This is a genomic window from Acinetobacter calcoaceticus (assembly GCF_051947995.1).
GTDB lineage: Bacteria > Pseudomonadota > Gammaproteobacteria > Pseudomonadales > Moraxellaceae > Acinetobacter.
Genome location: NZ_JBLVVH010000007.1, coordinates 57,124 through 74,405, shown reverse-complemented (window position 1 = coordinate 74,405; position 17,282 = coordinate 57,124). Strand labels below are relative to the sequence as shown.

Sequence of the window (17,282 nt, the reverse complement as noted above, 5' to 3'; positions counted from 1 at the left end):
TCCTTAAGCTTGTTCTACGTCTAGAGCTGGAGCATGGGTCTTAACCTTTGCTTCAAACTCGCTACGGAAATATTTAAGTGCGCCCATAAGCGGCTCCATCGCACCTGGTGCGTGAGCACAGAAAGTTTTACCGATCCACAATTTACGCGTCAGTTCTTGTAAATGGTCGATATCTTCTTTCTTACCTTCGCCTGTTTCCAGTGCTTTAAGCGCTTTCACTGCCCAAGGTAAACCATCACGGCATGGTGTACAGAAACCACATGATTCACGCGCAAAGAATTCTTCTAAATTACGTGTCGCAGAGACCATACATTGAGTTTCATCCACCACCATCAATAGACAGGTACCTAAACGTGAACCTGCTTTCATGATGCTTTCAGAATCCATTGGTAGGTCGATGTGTTCAGCAGCCAGGAAGTCCGTTGATGCACCACCCGGTAACCAGGCTTTCAAGGTCAAACCGTCACGCATACCGCCCGCATGTTCTTCAATCACTTCACGCGCAGTGGTACCGAATGGCAGTTCCCAGAGTCCCGGGAATTTGACTTTACCTGATGCACCATAAATCTTGGTGCCTGGATCTTTCGACTTACCTGCTGAAAGGTTGATATACCACTCAGGACCACGCAACATGATGGCTGGCAAGTTATTGTAGGTCTCAACGTTGTTGACAATCGTTGGACGGCCCCATGCACCTGCAACTTGCGGGAATGGCGGCTTGGTACGCGGATTGGCACGACGGCCTTCAAGCGAGTTAATCAATGCAGTTTCTTCACCGCAAATATAACGACCTGCACCGGTATGAACGTGTAGATCAAAGTTCCAGCCCGTTCCAAGGATATTTTCACCTAGGTAACCTTTGGCACGGATTTGCTCTAATGCTTCATTTAAGTATTGAGCAGCTTCGATATATTCGCCACGGATGAAGATATAACCTTGAGTTGCCTCTAGGGTATAACCTGCAATCAGCATGCCTTCAATCAATTGATGTGGAAGTTTTTCCATCAACAAACGATCTTTAAAGGTACCCGGTTCCATTTCATCGGCATTACAGATCAAATAGCGAGGGCCACCATCGTTTGGTGCCATCAATGACCATTTGATCCCTGCCGGGAAACCTGCACCACCACGACCTTTTACGGTCGCAGCTTTAATGACTTCAAGTACATCTTTTGGTGGCATGCCAAGTGCTTTTTTAAAGCCGGCATAGCCTTCTAGTGTTTCGTACTCGTCAGCATTACGTACTGCATCCTGTTTGCTCAAACGCCAAGTCAGCGGATGAGTTTCTGGATTACCGTCGCCATAAATTGGTTTTGGTTCAGTATTCATACATACTTCTCCAATAACTGTTTAACTGATGACACATCCACTAAACCGTGAGTATCTTCATCAATCATTAAGGTTGGCCCTTTGTCGCAGTTGCCTAGACAGCAAATCGGGAGCAAGGTAAAACGACCATCTGCTGTGGTCTGTCCATACTGGATTCCCAACTCGCGCTGGAACGCTTCTGCCAAAGTTTCTGCACCCATCAAGAAGCATGCAATCGAGTCACACAATAAAATCACGTGACGACCCACAGGTTGACGGTAGATACGGTTATAGAACGTTGCTACGCCTTCCAGATCCGCCACACTCATGCTGAGCAATTGTGCAATCGCATTCATTTGTGCGTCATCTACCCAGCCATTACGGCGTTGTACACATTTCAAGGCATCCAGAGAGGCTGCGCGTGGGTATGGGTAGTGACCAATGTGATGTTCAATTTCATGGATTTCGTCCGCAGTCAAAATCCCTTCAACATTCACACGTGGTTTTTTATCAGTCAAAATCATCATAATCGTTTACCCCTAGCGATCCACGTCAGCCATAACCACGTCAATGGTCGCCAAATAAATGATCAAGTCAGACACCAGACTGCCGTTAATCACAGATGGCATTTGCTGTAAATGCGTGAACGTTGGCGTACGAATACGGGTACGGTAGCTCATGGTTGACTTATCAGAAGTGAGGTAATAGGTACTCGCACCCTTCACCACTTCAGTCATGAATGAAGACTCGCCTGCCGGCATTACAGGACCCCAAGATACGCTTAGGAAGTGCGTAATCAAGGTTTCAATATCTTGTAATGTCTTGTCTTTTGGTGGTGGAACAGCCAATGGATGATCCGCTTTATATGGACCAGATGGCATGTTATCCAAGCACTGTTGAATAATTTTCAATGATTCAGTGATTTCACGGAAGTGAACCAAGACACGTGCGTATGCATCACCTTCATATTCCACTGGAATATCAAAGTCGAAGTTTTCATAACCGCTGTATGGGCGATATTTACGAACGTCAAAATCGATACCTGTCGCACGTAAACCTGTACCCGTCACACCCCAAGCCAACGCAGATTTAGCATCGTATTGCGCAACGTTACGCGTACGACCAATAAATACTGAGTTTTTAAGTGCAGCAGTGTAGTACTCGTTCAAACGCTTCGGCATCCACTCTAGCAATTCTTTAACCAGTTTTTGCCAGTTGTTTGGAAGGTCGTGTGCTGTACCACCAATACGGAACCATGCTGGGTGCATACGGTAACCGGTAATCGCTTCAACGATGTCATAGACTTTTTGACGGTCTGCGAACATATAGAATACCGGTGTCATACCACCCGCATCCTGAATCGCGGTACCACAGAACAATAAGTGGTTATTGATACGGAATAATTCGTTCAACATCACACGAATGACTTGTGCACGCTCAGGGACTTTAATCCCCGCCATTTGCTCAACAGCCATCACGTATGGCATGTTTTGCGCACAACCACCCAAGTAGTCAACACGATCGGTATACGGAATGAATGAATGCCAGGTTTGACGTTCAGCCATCTTTTCCACACCACGGTGGTGATAACCGATATCAGGTACACAGTCTTTGACTTCTTCACCGTCCAGCTGTAACACCACACGGAATGCACCGTGTGCAGATGGATGGTTAGGACCCAAGTTCAGGAACATGAAGTCTTCGTCATCATTACCGCGTTTTAGACCCCAGTCTTCAGGGACAAAGCGTAAGTGTTCTTGTTCGAAGTCCTGCTTTGCCTGATCTTGCATATACGGGGTATATTCTGTCGCACGGGCAGAATATTCTTTACGTAACGGATGACCTTCCCAATAGGTTGGCAACAGGATACGACGGAGCATTGGATGCCCGGCGAAATCGATACCAAACATATCGTAAGCTTCACGCTCGTACCAGTTGGCATTTGGCCAGATATTGGTTGCGGTTGGAATGCTTAAATCATTTTCATTCAACGCAACTTTGATACGGATGTCACTGTTACGCTCAAGCGATAATAAATGATAGAACACAGTGAAGTCAGATGCTGGTAAACCGTCACGGTGAACACGTAAACGCTCATCTACCGCAGACAAGTCAAACAGCATGACATAAGGACGTTCCACTTTACGGAGGAACATGAGGACTTCTTGCACGCGTGCGCGCTCAACCCAGACTGTTGGAAACTCTTCAAAAGTCGCCTGCACGTAAAAGTTCTCACCAAACTTGGTTTTGAGCTCTTCTACGATTGCAAATGCTGGGCGTGAATCAACTGGCGTTGATTCTGGCATAGCAATGTCAGTTTCAGCCATTGGCTTGGCTTCCTATTTAATACAAATTCTGGCAATTTTCCCGATGACCATATCCATCACGGATACGTCAAAAACTCATCGTTAAAATTATTTAATTTCATCCATAGAGCGTAAGTTTTTCACCGCAATACGTTCAGCATTTTTACGGTCACGTTCTGGCATCATCTTTGGCTTATACACAGGCTGAAGATCATCACCAATAACCGCTGAAAGTGGACGGCGCTCTAGTTGAATTTGGTCTTGAAGTAACATCAATGCTTGGATCAATGCTTCTGGACGAGGCGGACAACCTGGGATGTACACATCAACAGGAATAATTTTGTCTACACCCTGAACCACGGAATAGATGTCGTACATACCACCAGAGTTAGCACAAGCACCCATTGAGATGACCCATTTAGGTTCAAGCATCTGTTCATACAAACGTTGAATAACAGGTGCCATTTTGACAAAGCAGGTCCCTGCAACAATCATCAAGTCTGCCTGACGTGGTGAAGCACGAATAACCTCGGCACCAAAACGTGACAAGTCGTGAACGCCTGTTAATGTGGTTGCATATTCAACGTAGCAGCATGAAGTACCAAAGTTAAATGGCCACAAAGAGTTTTTACGCCCCCAGTTCACTGCGGTATGCAACACATCTTCAAGACGTGTCATCATCACACTTTTATTCACTTCTTCCTCAAGTGGATCAGTGACGATTTGACGATCTTGTAATGGATATTGATCGGCATCCGGATTCGCACGGGTTAAAGTATATTTCATCCCGACTTACTCCTGTTCAGATGTTGAGGTAGTCGGTGTTTTAGATTTAACACGACCAGAAGACTGTGCTGGAATATGACCAGTAGGATCGACAACCAACTCTTCAATGTTATTGAATCGGGTAATATCAGCAATGTTCATATTTGGCGAACCGATGTTGGTTTTGATACCAGCAGCTTTACGGCGATCAGAAGGTGCCCAGTTCAGCGCGCCTGTTGAAAGTTCGTAAATCAAACCAATTAATAAAACCAGAATAAAGACGGCAGCCGTTGCAAAACCAACCCAACCCACTTCACGGACTGAAGTTGACCAAGCGTAGAGATAGAGGGCTTCCAGATCGAAAACCACAAAGAAAATTGCAACTAAATAGAACTTGGCAGACAAGCGGATACGAGCACCGCCCGCACCAACTACACCTGACTCAAACTGCTCTTGCTTCGCACGTCCCCATGCTTTACCCCCTAGGAGTAAGGGAACAGTGAGCATAAAAACGCAAAGAAATGTAACGCCGATCACGAAGGCAATAATTGCCCAATCGTATGGAGTAATGGCACTCATGCGGGGATAACTCCTGGCAGGCCTATTTTTAACAAAGAATGTATGTATTGGCCTTCAAATACACCAAACACAAAATTAATCCCGCCAATTGTACCTGATTTCTAATTTCTCATGCTAGTTGAAGCGCTTTAGTCTTTCGGATGATTTTGTCCATAAAGTTACGGATATATCCTAGATCATGCTTAATTCACCCCTAAAAATCGAATTATCTAATCAAAGACTCTATATTGATCATTTTTTTCTTTATCAGTGCATCAAAAACTTTCACCATTTCTGTGCATGCGACAAAAACATCGCAGCCCTCACTAAATCCTTGCATTGTGATAAATTTATGCTGAAAATTTAAACAAAACCAATTCATCTGGATGCCCATCCAGGGATTAATCCCGTCGAGAAGCCGCATGCGATGAAGTACCCTTTACAATGGGCTGCCCAGCTCTTTTATCCACTCTAGGGACAAAGCTAAAACCTGCTTGTCATTTCGACATAATATGTTGCAATTCAGCTAAATACTTTAATTATCTTTATACACAGCTCAAGCAATAGATCGTTATTCTAATAGAAGCAAAGAAGGAGAAAAACATGCATCTAGAATACACACACGACTCGGATTATTTCTTTTTTTCACAACTACTGATGCGCCACATAGAAAGTTATGTTCGAAAACATCCAGATGCTGATAATGCAATCTTCGATTTAAGAGATATCTATGAAGTATTCAGAGAGGATTTTGCCGCAACCACAACCAACTTAGAGAGTATTCTCAATATTGCAGACAGTTATAAAGTTGAAACCCTAAATGGAGATCAGGCACTGATTCAGGGCTATAAAATCGACATCAAGAACAACTCCCTACTGATTGATTTCAATGCCGATGCGTTACAGGCGCTTCGCTCAGGCAAACCCTTGATCGAACCTGATCCTTCGGTTCACGAGTAAATACGGATCAATTCACTAACACTGTTCAGATCAGTTTAGCCAAGGCCTTCGGCGCCTTGGCTTTTTATTGGCACTAAAATAAAAAAGGAATGGTGCTTGCCATTCCTTCTCTTTCACTATTTCTTCAGACTTTGCTTATAACGTTTTGCAGGCCAGGTCATGATAAAACGTGCGCCACCCAGATTTGGACTCTGATCCACCTGAATCGTGCCGCCAAACCAGTAGGCAATACGGCTGACAATCGACAAGCCTAGACCATAGCCACCCGAAGCACGGGTACGGCTATCATCCAGTCGCGCAAAGGCTTCAAAAATTCGTGCACGCTCTTGTTCAGGAATCCCCGGTCCATCATCCTCAACGCAGACATAGGCATTGCCATCTGCACGGATACCGCCACTAATGCGCACCTTATGATCACAGTAGCGCACTGCATTTCCGACCAGATTCTGCACCACCCGATGCAGGTAACGACGCTCTGCATCAACCTGCAAGGCCAATGGCGGTGCAATCAGCTCGATTTCTTTTTGCGTCTTCAATGCTTCCGTTTCCATTGCCACCTGATCTAACACTTCGACCAGTACAATTTCTTCGAAATCCAGAGAAGGAGTGCCCTGCTCCAGTTTGGCATAAGTCATGATTTCATCGATCAGGGTATTGAGTGCTTCAATATCCTTATCGATCATGTCGACTTGCTGGATACGGTAATTATAGTCATCTTCCTCTGCCAGCATTTCCATACCAAAACGGATCCGCGCCACAGGGGTTCTGAGCTCATGTGATACTGCACGCATCAACTCACGTTGCGCTTCAATCAGACGCTGAATATGATCCGACATGTTGTTATAACTGGAAGCCAGATTGGCCATCTCATCGCTTCCCTCAATCGGGACACGTAACGACAAATCACCAGACTTCATCTTGTTCAAGGCATAACGCACCTGACGGATTTTACGCTCAAGCGGCAGAATCAAACCGTAAACACCCAAACTCAGCAAGAACAGACTGAATAAGGTAATCCCCGCAGAAAGCTGGAACGGCATCCAGTTAAACATCGGCACTGGGCCTAGGATCAGCACTTGTGCAGGATGGTTAGGCATTGGAGACACAATCGAAATGGTGGTGCCACGAACTGTTGCACTGTCTTTATACAGCAAGATGCTTTGATCCTGACGTAAACGACCAATTTGCTCCGAATCCAGATTAATATCTTTAATATCTGCAATTTCAATCGGATAATAGAAATGCTTCTTGATTTTCTCTAAGTACTCACGCTCCTGCCCTGGATAGAAAATCAGATAATCCAGCACAAAGATCGGCAGCGCTTTCATCTGGCGTTCGCCAATTTTATCGACTTTGATATAAAGGAAGTGCTTAGGATCGTCTTTCAGACCGATAATGATATAGCCAATACCATTATTGGCATCATAACGAACCACCGACTTTTGCTCGGCAATCCGTTTTTTCTCGGTACGGGATAATTCCACCCGTTCCGCATCCACATAGTAGATGGGCAATTCCAGCAAATCGGATGCGTCGGAAATCCAGTCGAGTTTTTGCTGTTTTTCTGGCTGGCGAGATACCCCCTCACTAATGACATAGGAGATGCCATCGGTCAGAGATTCACGATATTCCTGCGCCCTTTGGTAGTTGATAATCTGGACCAGCAAATAACAGAATGCGGCAACCACAACAACCAAAACCACCAACCCAGCATAAATACGCAAGAATATGCTGTTTTTCAGTACGCGACTCACCATACGCTAAATAATTCCAAGCTCATTAAAACCCCACTTGAGCAGCCTGCTACGCAAGTCCTTAGCAGAAAGGAAAGAATCCCCCTTAAAAAAGGAGGATTCTAGGGATTTAGATCCCGTTGGTTTCTTTAACGAATAAATAACCTTTACTACGTACGGTTTTAATACGTTTCGGGTTTTCCGGATCATCACCGATTTTTGGACGAATACGAGAGATACGGACATCAATCGAACGGTCCTGACCGTCGTATTCAATGCCGCGTAAACGCTCAAAGATATCTTCACGAGACAGGATGCGACCCGCATTTGAAGCAAGTAACCATAACAGGTCATATTCAGCACTGGTGAAATCAACCAGATCACCATTTAAGGTCACTGAACGTCCGCCGTTATCAATCACCAGATCATCAAACTCGATACGTTGTGCAACTTCGTCTTCTACTGTCTTGTCGGTACGGCGTAATAAGGCACGGATACGCGCTAACAGGACGCGTGGCTGAACAGGCTTGGCAACATAGTCATCTGCACCCATTTCCAGACCAAGTACCTGATCCATATCTTCGGTACGTGCAGTTAACATCAAGATCGGCTGATGGTAATGCGGACGTACTTCACGACAAACGGTTAAGCCATCTGCACCTGGTAACATCACATCGAGTACCACCAGATCCGGCTGTTCGCTGATAATACGACGAATGGCACGGTTACCATCCGTTTCCACACCAACTTCCAAACCGTTACGAATCAAATACTCTTGTGTCAAACGTGCTAAGCGTTCGTCATCTTCAACAATTAGAATCTTTGGTAACTTTTCTTCTTGGCTCATTTGTTGCCCCTAAAATCTGAGTGAATCCGTCTATATAAATAAGTAACTCTATCCATATAAATCTGACAGATACATTGGTTTATGAATTGCAATATACACACGTTTACATTGTAAACAAGTAGCCGTTCACCAAACTGATACACGCTTACCCTGTTTTGTTATCTTTTTATTAAAATTATGAATTTTAATATATTTTTCAGAATTGTAAGCGTTTTTTCTTCAGGATGGATATTTAGTATAGATTTTGTGCCAATGTTAAACAATTTGTTTCTTTCTTCGCCTATAACAATTTAAGTGTCTGTTTTTTGACTTATCCACAGAGTTATCTATAAGCCTTTTTTAACGGCTTTGTTATGCTATGTCCCTGTGAATTCAGCAGTTAAGACATGAAAAAAAATTTACTAAAATGTCAAGGATTGATCTACTGCTAAAAATCCCGTATCTTGTGTTGAAAATAAACTTTAACCACTAAGTATTGTGTTTATCCCTCAAACATCGTGGCATACTTTTTGCTCGATTCAAACGGTCCATGAACATAAAAATAGATGATAATGGAGCTATGCTGACATGAGCATCATCACTTCTACTCCTGGCCAACTTCAGGTCATTAAGCGCACCGGTGAGATTGCGCCATTTAATGCCGAGAAAATTTCTGTTGCGATTGGGAAAGCATTTCTGGCTGTTGAAGGTCAACAAGGTACCGACTCTAGTCGTATCCATGACCGCATCACCCAATTGACAGAAATGGTTATGAACACATTTAACCGTCGTTTACCTTCGGGTGGCACGATTCATATCGAAGAAATTCAGGATCAGGTTGAACTGGCCCTGATGCGTACTGGCGAGCAAAAAGTTGCCCGTGCCTATGTGATCTATCGTGACCAACGCGCAAGTGCCCGTCAGCAAACTGGTGCGAACCATCACCCTACCCTTCAGATTACCGACAACAATGGCCAGCTCCAGCCATTGGATCTTGATGCGTTGACTGCAACCATCCAGACGGCAAGTGAAGGCCTGGAAGGGATCGATGTTCAGGCGATCGTGGATGAGACCGTAAAGAACCTCTACAACGGCGTAAAAGAAAGCGACATCGCGACCACGATGATGATGGCGACCCGTACGCGCATCGAACAAGAGCCGAACTATACTTATGTGACTGCACGTTTATTATCAAATGAATTGGTAAGCACAGGTCTTGAATTCTTAGGTCTACCTTCAGATACACCAGAAGGCAATGCTTTAGAAACCTTCCTCAAGAAAGGTATTGAGCTTGATCTGCTTTCTGCTGACCTGCTTGACTTTGACCTTGAAAAATTGGCCGCAGCGATCAAGCCAGAGCGCTCAAACCAGTTTACCTATTTAGGTCTACAAACTTTATTTGACCGTTACTTCATTCACTCGAATGGCGTACGTTTCGAATTACCACAATTATTCTTTATGCGTGTATCAATGGGTCTTGCACTCAACGAAGAACATAAAGAAGACCGCGCAATCGAATTCTATGACTTATTGTCGAGCTTCGATTACATGGCGTCTACACCGACCCTGTTTAACTCAGGGACATTACGTCCGCAGTTATCAAGCTGTTACTTAACCACCATCGGCGATGACCTGTATGACATTTATGGTGCAATGCGTGACAACGCAATGCTATCAAAATGGGCGGGCGGTTTAGGTAATGACTGGACCCCTGTACGTGCCTTGAACTCTTATATCAAAGGCACCAACGGTAAATCACAAGGTGTTGTACCATTCCTGAAAGTTGCGAATGATACAGCGGTTGCGGTTAACCAAGGTGGTAAGCGTAAAGGTGCAGTCTGTGCATACCTCGAAACCTGGCACTTGGATGTTGAAGAATTCCTGGAGCTACGTAAAAACACTGGTGATGACCGTCGTCGTACCCATGACATGAATACGGCAAACTGGGTTCCTGACCTGTTCATGCAACGTGTATTTGAAGATGCTGAGTGGACCCTGTTCACCCCTTCTGAAACACCAGACCTGCATGACTTGACCGGTGCTGAATTTGCTGAGCGTTATGCACACTACGAAGCAGTTGCAAAAGAACAAAACATGCTACACAAGAAAGTACGTGCCAAAGACTTATGGCGCAAAATGCTTTCGATGTTGTTCGAAACAGGTCATCCGTGGATCACATTCAAAGATGTATGTAACTTGCGTTCACCACAACAACACGTGGGCGTGGTTCACTCTTCGAACTTGTGTACAGAAATCACGTTAAATACCAACCAAGACGAAATCGCGGTATGTAACCTCGGTTCGATCAACCTTGTACAACACGTTCAAGGTGGTGTGTTAGATCGTGAGAAGCTTGCACGTACCATTAAAACAGCAGTACGTATGCTCGATAACGTGATCGACATTAACTACTACGCGGTACCACAAGCGAAAAACTCAAACATGAAACACCGCCCAGTGGGTATGGGGATCATGGGCTTCCAAGATGCACTGTATGAAATGGGCATTGCTTACGGTTCAGATGCAGCAGTTGATTTTGCTGACGAATCAATGGAAGTGATCAGCTACTACGCAATTCAAACCTCAAGCGACCTTGCAATCGAACGTGGTGCTTACTCAACATTCAAAGGTTCATTGTGGGATCAGGGTATCCTGCCAATCGACTCTTTGGAAATCGTTGCTAAATCACGTCCGGAACGCATGTTCGAAGTGGATCGTACCCAACGTTTAGACTGGGACACATTACGTGCCAAAGTTCAAAAAGACGGTATGCGTAACTCAAATGTGATGGCAATTGCACCAACTGCAACCATTTCAAACATTTGTGGCGTGTCTCAATCGATTGAGCCGACTTTCCAGAACTTGTATGTGAAGTCGAACCTGTCTGGTGAATTCACCGTGATCAACCCTTACCTGGTTCGTGCATTAAAAGAACGCGGTCTTTGGGATAGCGTGATGGTGAACGACCTGAAACACTTTGAAGGTTCGGTTCAGAAGATTGCGCGTATTCCTGAGGAATTAAAAGCCATCTTCGCAACTGCATTCGAAGTGGATACCCGCTGGATCGTTGATGCTGCTTCTCGTCGTCAAAAATGGATCGACCAAGCGCAGTCATTGAACCTTTACATCGCTGGCGCGAACGGTAAGAAACTTGACATCACCTACAAGATGGCATGGTTACGTGGTCTTAAAACCACTTATTACCTCCGAGCTTTAGGTGCGACCTCTGCTGAGAAATCAACGATTAATACTGGTGCACTCAATGCAGTAAAACCAGCATCGGTTGAAGCGCCTGTGGTTGCAGCAGCACCTGCGGCGGTTGCAGAGAAAAAACCAGAAACTCCAGTTGAAGAAGATGGTTTTACGACAGCAGCACCAGTACCAATGGCTTGTTCAATCGACAATCCAGACTGTGAAGCTTGTCAGTAATTAAATCCGCATACGCCCTTCTCACACTGGAAGGGCCTTGCAAGATTTAAATCTATAGAGGCATAGATCATGTTCCATCTCAGTCATAATTATCAATTTGGTGTGATTGTTCTGATTTGTGCCTTTCTAGTGTTTTATATCCCCCTCGTTTACGCGTTTTTTAAAATACGTAGACAACAGCGTAATCAAAATAAGTCTTAGGGATTGCGAGTGCCGACTGGTCACTTTTAAAAAATCAATCAATAAAACTTAATTTTGCTTACACAAATTGAGCGTATAGTAAGGACATCTTCTTGATTGAGATGTCTTCATAAAAGATATAAAGCAACGAAGAGAGAATTGATATGTCTATCCTTAGTTGGGACGATTTTGAAGATGATTCGCAAAAACCGACTGCACCTGAACACAAGTCTGCGCCCATCGACACGCAAAAAACGGTTAATACGCAAGTGGTATCTGATTCAGAGCAATCATCGCCGCGCGTGGCAGCTGCACAATCCGCTGGAACCAGTACCGTGCGATCAACAGATTCAGCCGATTCGCTGGCTCGAGCATCTGCAGCCCTAGAACACCTAGACGTTGCCCCTGGCCTGGAAGAACTTGAAATGGGCGCTCAGCGCGTTCAGGTTGATGATAAAGCCATGATCAACTGTCGTGCAGACTTGAATCAGCTGGTGCCATTCAAATACGAGTGGGCTTGGCAGAAGTACCTTGACGGGTGTGCAAACCACTGGATGCCACAAGAAGTCAACATGAACCATGACATCGCGCTTTGGAAGTCTGAAAATGGCTTAACCGAAGATGAGCGTACCATCATCATGCGTTCTTTAGGTTTCTTCTCGACGGCAGACTCATTGGTTGCAAACAACCTGGTATTGGCGATCTACCGTCACATTACCAACCCTGAATGCCGTCAGTACATTTTGCGTCAGGCATTTGAAGAAGCGATTCACACCCATGCTTATCAATACTGTATCGAATCTTTGGGCATGGACGAAGGCGAAGTCTTCAACATGTACCGCGAGATTCCATCTGTTGCGCGTAAAGCATCTTGGGGCTTGAAGTATACGCAATCTTTAAGTGACCCGACGTTCCATACCGGTACGCCTGAAAACGACCAGCGTTTACTTCGTAACCTGATCGCATTCTACTGCGTACTTGAAGGGATCTTCTTCTACTGTGGCTTTACTCAGATCTTGAGTATGGGTCGCCGTAACAAGATGAACGGTGTTGCCGAGCAATTCCAGTACATCTTGCGTGATGAATCTATGCACTTGAACTTCGGTATCGACATGATCAACCAGATCAAGATCGAGAACCCGCACTTATGGACGGCCGAGTTCCAGGAAGAAGTGATTCAAATGATTCTTGAAGGCACCATGCTTGAGATCGAATATGCACGTGACACTATGCCACGTGGTGTATTGGGTATGAATGCAAGCATGATGGAAGAGTACTTGAAGTTCATCTGTAACCGTCGTTTAGCGCAGCTTGGTTTACCAGAGCAGTTTGCCGGTGTTACCAACCCATTTGGCTGGATGTCTGAGATGATGGACTTGCGTAAAGAGAAGAACTTCTTTGAAACGCGTGTAACGGATTACCAAACTGGTGGTGCGTTAAGCTGGTAAGTTGAATTATGCCACGTTGTTATAAAATAATAGCGTGGCATAACACTATAAAAAGCGGGTTTGTAAATCTTTTATCTTGCATATCATCATTGCCATAGCAAAAATATTTTTAAATTTTAATATCCATTTACCTGACGCTTAGATTATCAATAACAAATAACGAGCTTTTGAATCCAATGTCTTACTTTCGCCTTAAATGGTTTGTTATCCTCTTAATTCTTATAATACTAGGGTTTTATCTTACGATAATAACCGCAGCAAAATACGAGTGGTTTGGTGAAAAACCCCAAAAACAAATATTCGCCAGCGTAGACACTCCTTTTCAAAGAGAAATGCAACAGTTTTGTACTGGCATAAAAGTAACGCCTAGCGGTACATGGTTAGTTGCCCGAGATGATTCTCCAAATTTAAGTGATGATGAAACGAGTAAATCTTTTAATCTAAATTCATTACTCCCTGCCAAAGAAGCTGATGAGTATAGTAATTTTATGGGAATGAATCGGGAAGAACCCATTACTTACGTCTCAAGACTCAATAATCAAGGACATTTTGAAGAAGTTGCACGCCTTCAAGGTATTGGATGCTTGGTACCGATATTAAATAGCGTCCTACTCTTAACAGATCTAAATCAAGGTCAACAGGGTTATTCAAAACAAACTGCCGTATTCCGTAGCGATGATCAAGGTCGTCATTGGAAAATTCAAAATGAGGGCTTTTTTGCCCCAGTTCAACAACAGGCATGGACAATCCGCCCCACAGCATATAAAGACAATGCTCTTTGGGCATGGAAAGACTTTCCTTTTGAACAACCAACAGAGGGACTGGCAGCCAATCAGCCAAGTGGGCTTTATTTTTCTAAAGACCAAGGTAAAAGTATGGAAACTATTATGGCTTCCGCCCCTCTTTTATTAGATATCACTTCTCTTCCAGATAAAGCCCATTTAAACCCTGACTGGAAGGCCGATGATCTTGGAGAAATAAAAGCCTTTATTACTCAGACACATGATGATCATGCAATCTTATGGGTTACACAGATTTTCAGTCAGGCTCTGACCACAGGCCCATTTCAAGTGACTACCCGAGCCAAGCTTGATCGGGTCAATGGCAAGTGGATCATGGGGGAAGTTAAACGCATTCAGGGTTTAGCAATCAAGAAGTTAGCACAGAATACTCAGGGTAAAATTATTACCATTCAGAACCAAAAGGATCAAGATCAGGATGTAATTGCAGAGTTAGTCCCAGAAAATTTAAGTTGGAAAATACATGGAACTTTACCCCACCCTTTTTCACCTTTTAACGGTTCTTCATATGTTTATGATATCTGGATAACCCATGATGCACTTTTGATTACTACAATGAGTGAACACATTGCAGCGCGTATTTTGCAGCCAAGTACCTGGCGTAAACCAGCAGGCTCTGGCGGAACAGTTTCTGCAACTGCAGTCTTTTACTCAAAAGACTGGGGAACATCTTGGCAAAAATTAGCAATTCAGGGTTATCTCAAAGTATTGGGCGTTGAAGCAAACTCTGACCAAGTTTTTTGGGTAGAAGGTTCAGTGTATGAAAATAAAAAAGACAACCATATTTATAGTCATCAACTAAAATAAACAGGATTTGCTGGATTTAAGGCAGTCATCGTACTGCCTATCTAATATTTATGAAATAATATTTTTAGAGATATCCCGGCTTGAGAACTCTCTCATATTCAGAATTGATAAATTCACCTCCCCAACCCTACCAAAAACCCTTCAATCAACCGCTCTGGATCATCCACCCCATTCCTGCTGCCCAAAAGCAAAATCATTGCCCCATCGACCACAAATAAAAACATATGCGCATCCTTTTTAGAGGCATGTACCGAATTGGCTGAAAGCAGCTTAAAAATTTCATTAATCAACCATTTCCGATAATTCGCTACAATCTGATAAGCCGCAGGATAACGCTTTTCAATCTCAAAAATCGCTTTAAACGGCAAATGATAAGGTCCGTCCAGATGCGCATGTAAAAAGAATATCCGCTTCAGTTTTTCATGCAGCGTAAGCTGTTTTTGCCGATAAATCAGCGCAAACACGTCTTCTTTAAGCGCTTCGGTTTGAAACCCCAGACTCATTTCAATCAGCTGTTCTTTCGATTGAAAATATTTATAAAAGGTTGCTTTGGCAATTTGAGATGACTCAATAATCAGATCAACCCCGACGCCATGAAAACCATGAGCATTAAACAATTTTCGGGAAGTCTCCAGCACCTTTAAAGCGCGAAATGAAATTTCTAAATGCGACATATAGTGTCCCTATAATTTTTTTGTTCTCACTGTACCCGCCAACATGTTAGCGGCAAAAAAGGCATACAAAAGCCCGAAAAGACGGCTCAAGCACATCTCTGATTTTATTGTTGATTTGGATTTTTAAGTCATGACGACCTAATGCCTAAAAGCATTTAAACGCGATCAAGCCCTAGTTGAGATAAATAAGAATACGATACATGGCCAACTCCTACAAAATTCGGAACGCTGCCAGGACATAAAGATTATGGTGGCAGGGTGAAAGAGGGTTAGCAGACTGAACCTAAGAATCAGCACGCCCGGAGGCGTCCCCCTTTCGCCCTACCGCTACAAAAGGGGGACGAACGAGTCTACATCAAAAAAACAAGTTTTTTCAATGTACTTAGGATACGGTCTGCTAAAACCGGCTGGCGATGTAGGCCAGCGTTTAAAGAATAATCGGAGTATTGATGGGTGTCAATGTGCGAATTGATCGTGAAAAACAGGTTTATTATTAATTTTCAACAGTTTAAATAATTTTCTATTATTTAATATTTTTAATCTATGATGTAAGAATATTTTATTAATAATCCTCAGACCTTAAGGTTTAGCCGTTCTCTCAATAATTACCTTAATTGAATGGACGAGCAGTTTAGAACACTACGGATTGCCTTTTTATCCTTATCAATGATTGCCTTTATCCAGCCTATGTATATAAACAGATCAACAGATAAGCTGAGAGAATCGCAATAGCACCGATCAATGAACTCAAGCGCTTAACCTTCATTAAGCCATAGAGCAAATTAGATACCAACCCGATCAGTACAAATAGTGTGGCGCACATACTTTGCAAAATGATTCGATGCTCCATGCCGCTATAATGTTGCCACAACTTTAAGGTCTGATAATGCCTTGACCCTATATCAAATTGCTCTGCAAATACCAGAATTGATAAAGGCATGGCATTCACAATACTGCTCACCAACCATCCCAGCACGGCAGAAAGCACCAATCCCAGCAGCGGATCAATAGAATCCTGATAGCGATAGGTATTGTCTACAATATCAAATATTTGATAAATCAGTTTTAAAAAGTGCAATAGCGCACCGATGATCGCAATCATCAAAAGAAAAAAATGCAATTGATCAAAATAAACAAGATAGTTCATAGCCACCATGAACATCATCATGGAACAGCCCAAACAGATAGACATCGTATTCGAAAATTGAGTATTTACATAACCACTCATGCTATTGATATAGTGCAGATGTAAATACTGAACAGCATCATCATGATTTGTTGCAGTACTTTCCTTTCTTTTATCTTTCAAAATGCCCTCCTTTTCTTTATTGAATAAAAATTTAACCATCTCAAAAGCCACAGAAAATTAATGGAACCAGTGTCTCAACAACCTCTCTAGGCAGTCACAATGGAAAACTTGCAGCAGAATCACAACTCCGGATCACTATAGTAGGTAATTTTTTCAGCCTGATTTTAAATTTTTGGTAT

At 43.5% G+C, this 17,282-nt stretch carries 14 protein-coding genes; 5 read left to right on the top strand and 9 right to left on the bottom strand.

What is annotated here, in order from left to right:
* Positions 1-3: 3 nt before the first annotated feature.
* From nuoF to ACNQO6_RS13815, 5 genes are all read right to left on the bottom strand, one after another.
* A complete protein-coding gene (gene nuoF, locus ACNQO6_RS13835; RefSeq protein WP_005283655.1) occupies positions 4-1,329 on the bottom strand; it encodes an NADH-quinone oxidoreductase subunit NuoF in 1,326 nt (441 codons plus the stop codon).
* Positions 1,326-1,835 carry an NADH-quinone oxidoreductase subunit NuoE gene (gene nuoE, locus ACNQO6_RS13830; RefSeq protein WP_004770767.1) on the bottom strand — a complete coding sequence of 170 codons (510 nt, stop codon included), beginning with the start codon at positions 1,833-1,835 and terminating at the stop codon, positions 1,326-1,328. Before nuoE ends, nuoF begins: the two co-directional genes overlap by 4 nt.
* A gap of 12 nt (positions 1,836-1,847) precedes the next feature.
* A complete protein-coding gene (nuoC, locus tag ACNQO6_RS13825; RefSeq protein WP_004770766.1) occupies positions 1,848-3,635 on the bottom strand; it encodes an NADH-quinone oxidoreductase subunit C/D in 1,788 nt (595 codons plus the stop codon).
* Positions 3,636-3,722: 87 nt separating this feature from the next.
* On the bottom strand, positions 3,723-4,400 hold the full coding sequence (locus tag ACNQO6_RS13820) for a NuoB/complex I 20 kDa subunit family protein (protein WP_004638049.1): 678 nt from the start codon (positions 4,398-4,400) through the stop codon (positions 3,723-3,725).
* Between the two features lie 6 nt (positions 4,401-4,406).
* Positions 4,407-4,958, bottom strand: a complete 552-nt coding sequence (locus tag ACNQO6_RS13815) for an NADH-quinone oxidoreductase subunit A (protein ID WP_032868078.1) — start codon at positions 4,956-4,958, stop codon at positions 4,407-4,409.
* Positions 4,959-5,540: 582 nt separating this feature from the next.
* Here ACNQO6_RS13815 and ACNQO6_RS13810 point away from each other — a divergent pair.
* The gene (locus ACNQO6_RS13810) at positions 5,541-5,897 is read left to right on the top strand and encodes a hypothetical protein (RefSeq protein ID WP_343579722.1); all 357 of its coding nucleotides are present in this window, start codon (positions 5,541-5,543) and stop codon (positions 5,895-5,897) included.
* 116 nt (positions 5,898-6,013) lie between these two features.
* Here ACNQO6_RS13810 and bfmS read toward each other — a convergent pair whose 3' ends face one another.
* Together bfmS and bfmR are read right to left on the bottom strand one after the other, a co-directional pair.
* Positions 6,014-7,654, bottom strand: coding sequence for a sensor histidine kinase BfmS (bfmS, locus tag ACNQO6_RS13805; protein WP_343579723.1), 1,641 nt, complete (start codon positions 7,652-7,654; stop codon positions 6,014-6,016).
* Between the two features lie 106 nt (positions 7,655-7,760).
* Positions 7,761-8,477 carry a response regulator transcription factor BfmR gene (gene bfmR, locus ACNQO6_RS13800; RefSeq protein ID WP_004770762.1) on the bottom strand — a complete coding sequence of 239 codons (717 nt, stop codon included), beginning with the start codon at positions 8,475-8,477 and terminating at the stop codon, positions 7,761-7,763.
* A 567-nt stretch (positions 8,478-9,044) separates the two neighbouring features.
* On the opposite strand from bfmR, the gene ACNQO6_RS13795 reads away from it, so the two are divergent.
* From ACNQO6_RS13795 to ACNQO6_RS13780, 4 genes are all read left to right on the top strand, one after another.
* Positions 9,045-11,885: a ribonucleoside-diphosphate reductase subunit alpha gene (locus ACNQO6_RS13795; RefSeq protein WP_199949657.1), complete on the top strand. Its 2,841-nt coding sequence runs from the start codon at positions 9,045-9,047 to the stop codon at positions 11,883-11,885.
* A 69-nt stretch (positions 11,886-11,954) separates the two neighbouring features.
* Positions 11,955-12,086, top strand: a complete 132-nt coding sequence (locus ACNQO6_RS13790) for a hypothetical protein (protein ID WP_004655460.1) — start codon at positions 11,955-11,957, stop codon at positions 12,084-12,086.
* Positions 12,087-12,229: 143 nt separating this feature from the next.
* Positions 12,230-13,513, top strand: coding sequence for a ribonucleotide-diphosphate reductase subunit beta (locus ACNQO6_RS13785; RefSeq protein WP_005228906.1), 1,284 nt, complete (start codon positions 12,230-12,232; stop codon positions 13,511-13,513).
* Between the two features lie 176 nt (positions 13,514-13,689).
* Positions 13,690-15,120, top strand: a complete 1,431-nt coding sequence (locus ACNQO6_RS13780; protein ID WP_440209332.1) for a hypothetical protein — start codon at positions 13,690-13,692, stop codon at positions 15,118-15,120.
* Positions 15,121-15,233: 113 nt separating this feature from the next.
* On the opposite strand, the gene ACNQO6_RS13775 is transcribed toward ACNQO6_RS13780, so the two are convergent.
* Together ACNQO6_RS13775 and ACNQO6_RS13770 are read right to left on the bottom strand one after the other, a co-directional pair.
* Positions 15,234-15,794 carry a TetR/AcrR family transcriptional regulator gene (locus tag ACNQO6_RS13775; protein ID WP_440209331.1) on the bottom strand — a complete coding sequence of 187 codons (561 nt, stop codon included), beginning with the start codon at positions 15,792-15,794 and terminating at the stop codon, positions 15,234-15,236.
* Positions 15,795-16,479: 685 nt separating this feature from the next.
* Positions 16,480-17,103: a hypothetical protein gene (locus ACNQO6_RS13770; RefSeq protein ID WP_440209330.1), complete on the bottom strand. Its 624-nt coding sequence runs from the start codon at positions 17,101-17,103 to the stop codon at positions 16,480-16,482.
* Positions 17,104-17,282: the final 179 nt, after the last annotated feature.

Coding starts and splice junctions, on each gene's coding strand:
- nuoF (WP_005283655.1), bottom strand. CDS start 1,329: ATGAATACTGAACCAAAACCAATTTATGGCGACGGTAATCCAGAAACT.
- nuoE (WP_004770767.1), bottom strand. CDS start 1,835: ATGATGATTTTGACTGATAAAAAACCACGTGTGAATGTTGAAGGGATT.
- nuoC (WP_004770766.1), bottom strand. CDS start 3,635: ATGGCTGAAACTGACATTGCTATGCCAGAATCAACGCCAGTTGATTCA.
- ACNQO6_RS13820 (WP_004638049.1), bottom strand. CDS start 4,400: ATGAAATATACTTTAACCCGTGCGAATCCGGATGCCGATCAATATCCA.
- ACNQO6_RS13815 (WP_032868078.1), bottom strand. CDS start 4,958: ATGAGTGCCATTACTCCATACGATTGGGCAATTATTGCCTTCGTGATC.
- ACNQO6_RS13810 (WP_343579722.1), top strand. CDS start 5,541: ATGCATCTAGAATACACACACGACTCGGATTATTTCTTTTTTTCACAA.
- bfmS (WP_343579723.1), bottom strand. CDS start 7,654: ATGGTGAGTCGCGTACTGAAAAACAGCATATTCTTGCGTATTTATGCT.
- bfmR (WP_004770762.1), bottom strand. CDS start 8,477: ATGAGCCAAGAAGAAAAGTTACCAAAGATTCTAATTGTTGAAGATGAC.
- ACNQO6_RS13795 (WP_199949657.1), top strand. CDS start 9,045: ATGAGCATCATCACTTCTACTCCTGGCCAACTTCAGGTCATTAAGCGC.
- ACNQO6_RS13790 (WP_004655460.1), top strand. CDS start 11,955: ATGTTCCATCTCAGTCATAATTATCAATTTGGTGTGATTGTTCTGATT.
- ACNQO6_RS13785 (WP_005228906.1), top strand. CDS start 12,230: ATGTCTATCCTTAGTTGGGACGATTTTGAAGATGATTCGCAAAAACCG.
- ACNQO6_RS13780 (WP_440209332.1), top strand. CDS start 13,690: ATGTCTTACTTTCGCCTTAAATGGTTTGTTATCCTCTTAATTCTTATA.
- ACNQO6_RS13775 (WP_440209331.1), bottom strand. CDS start 15,794: ATGTCGCATTTAGAAATTTCATTTCGCGCTTTAAAGGTGCTGGAGACT.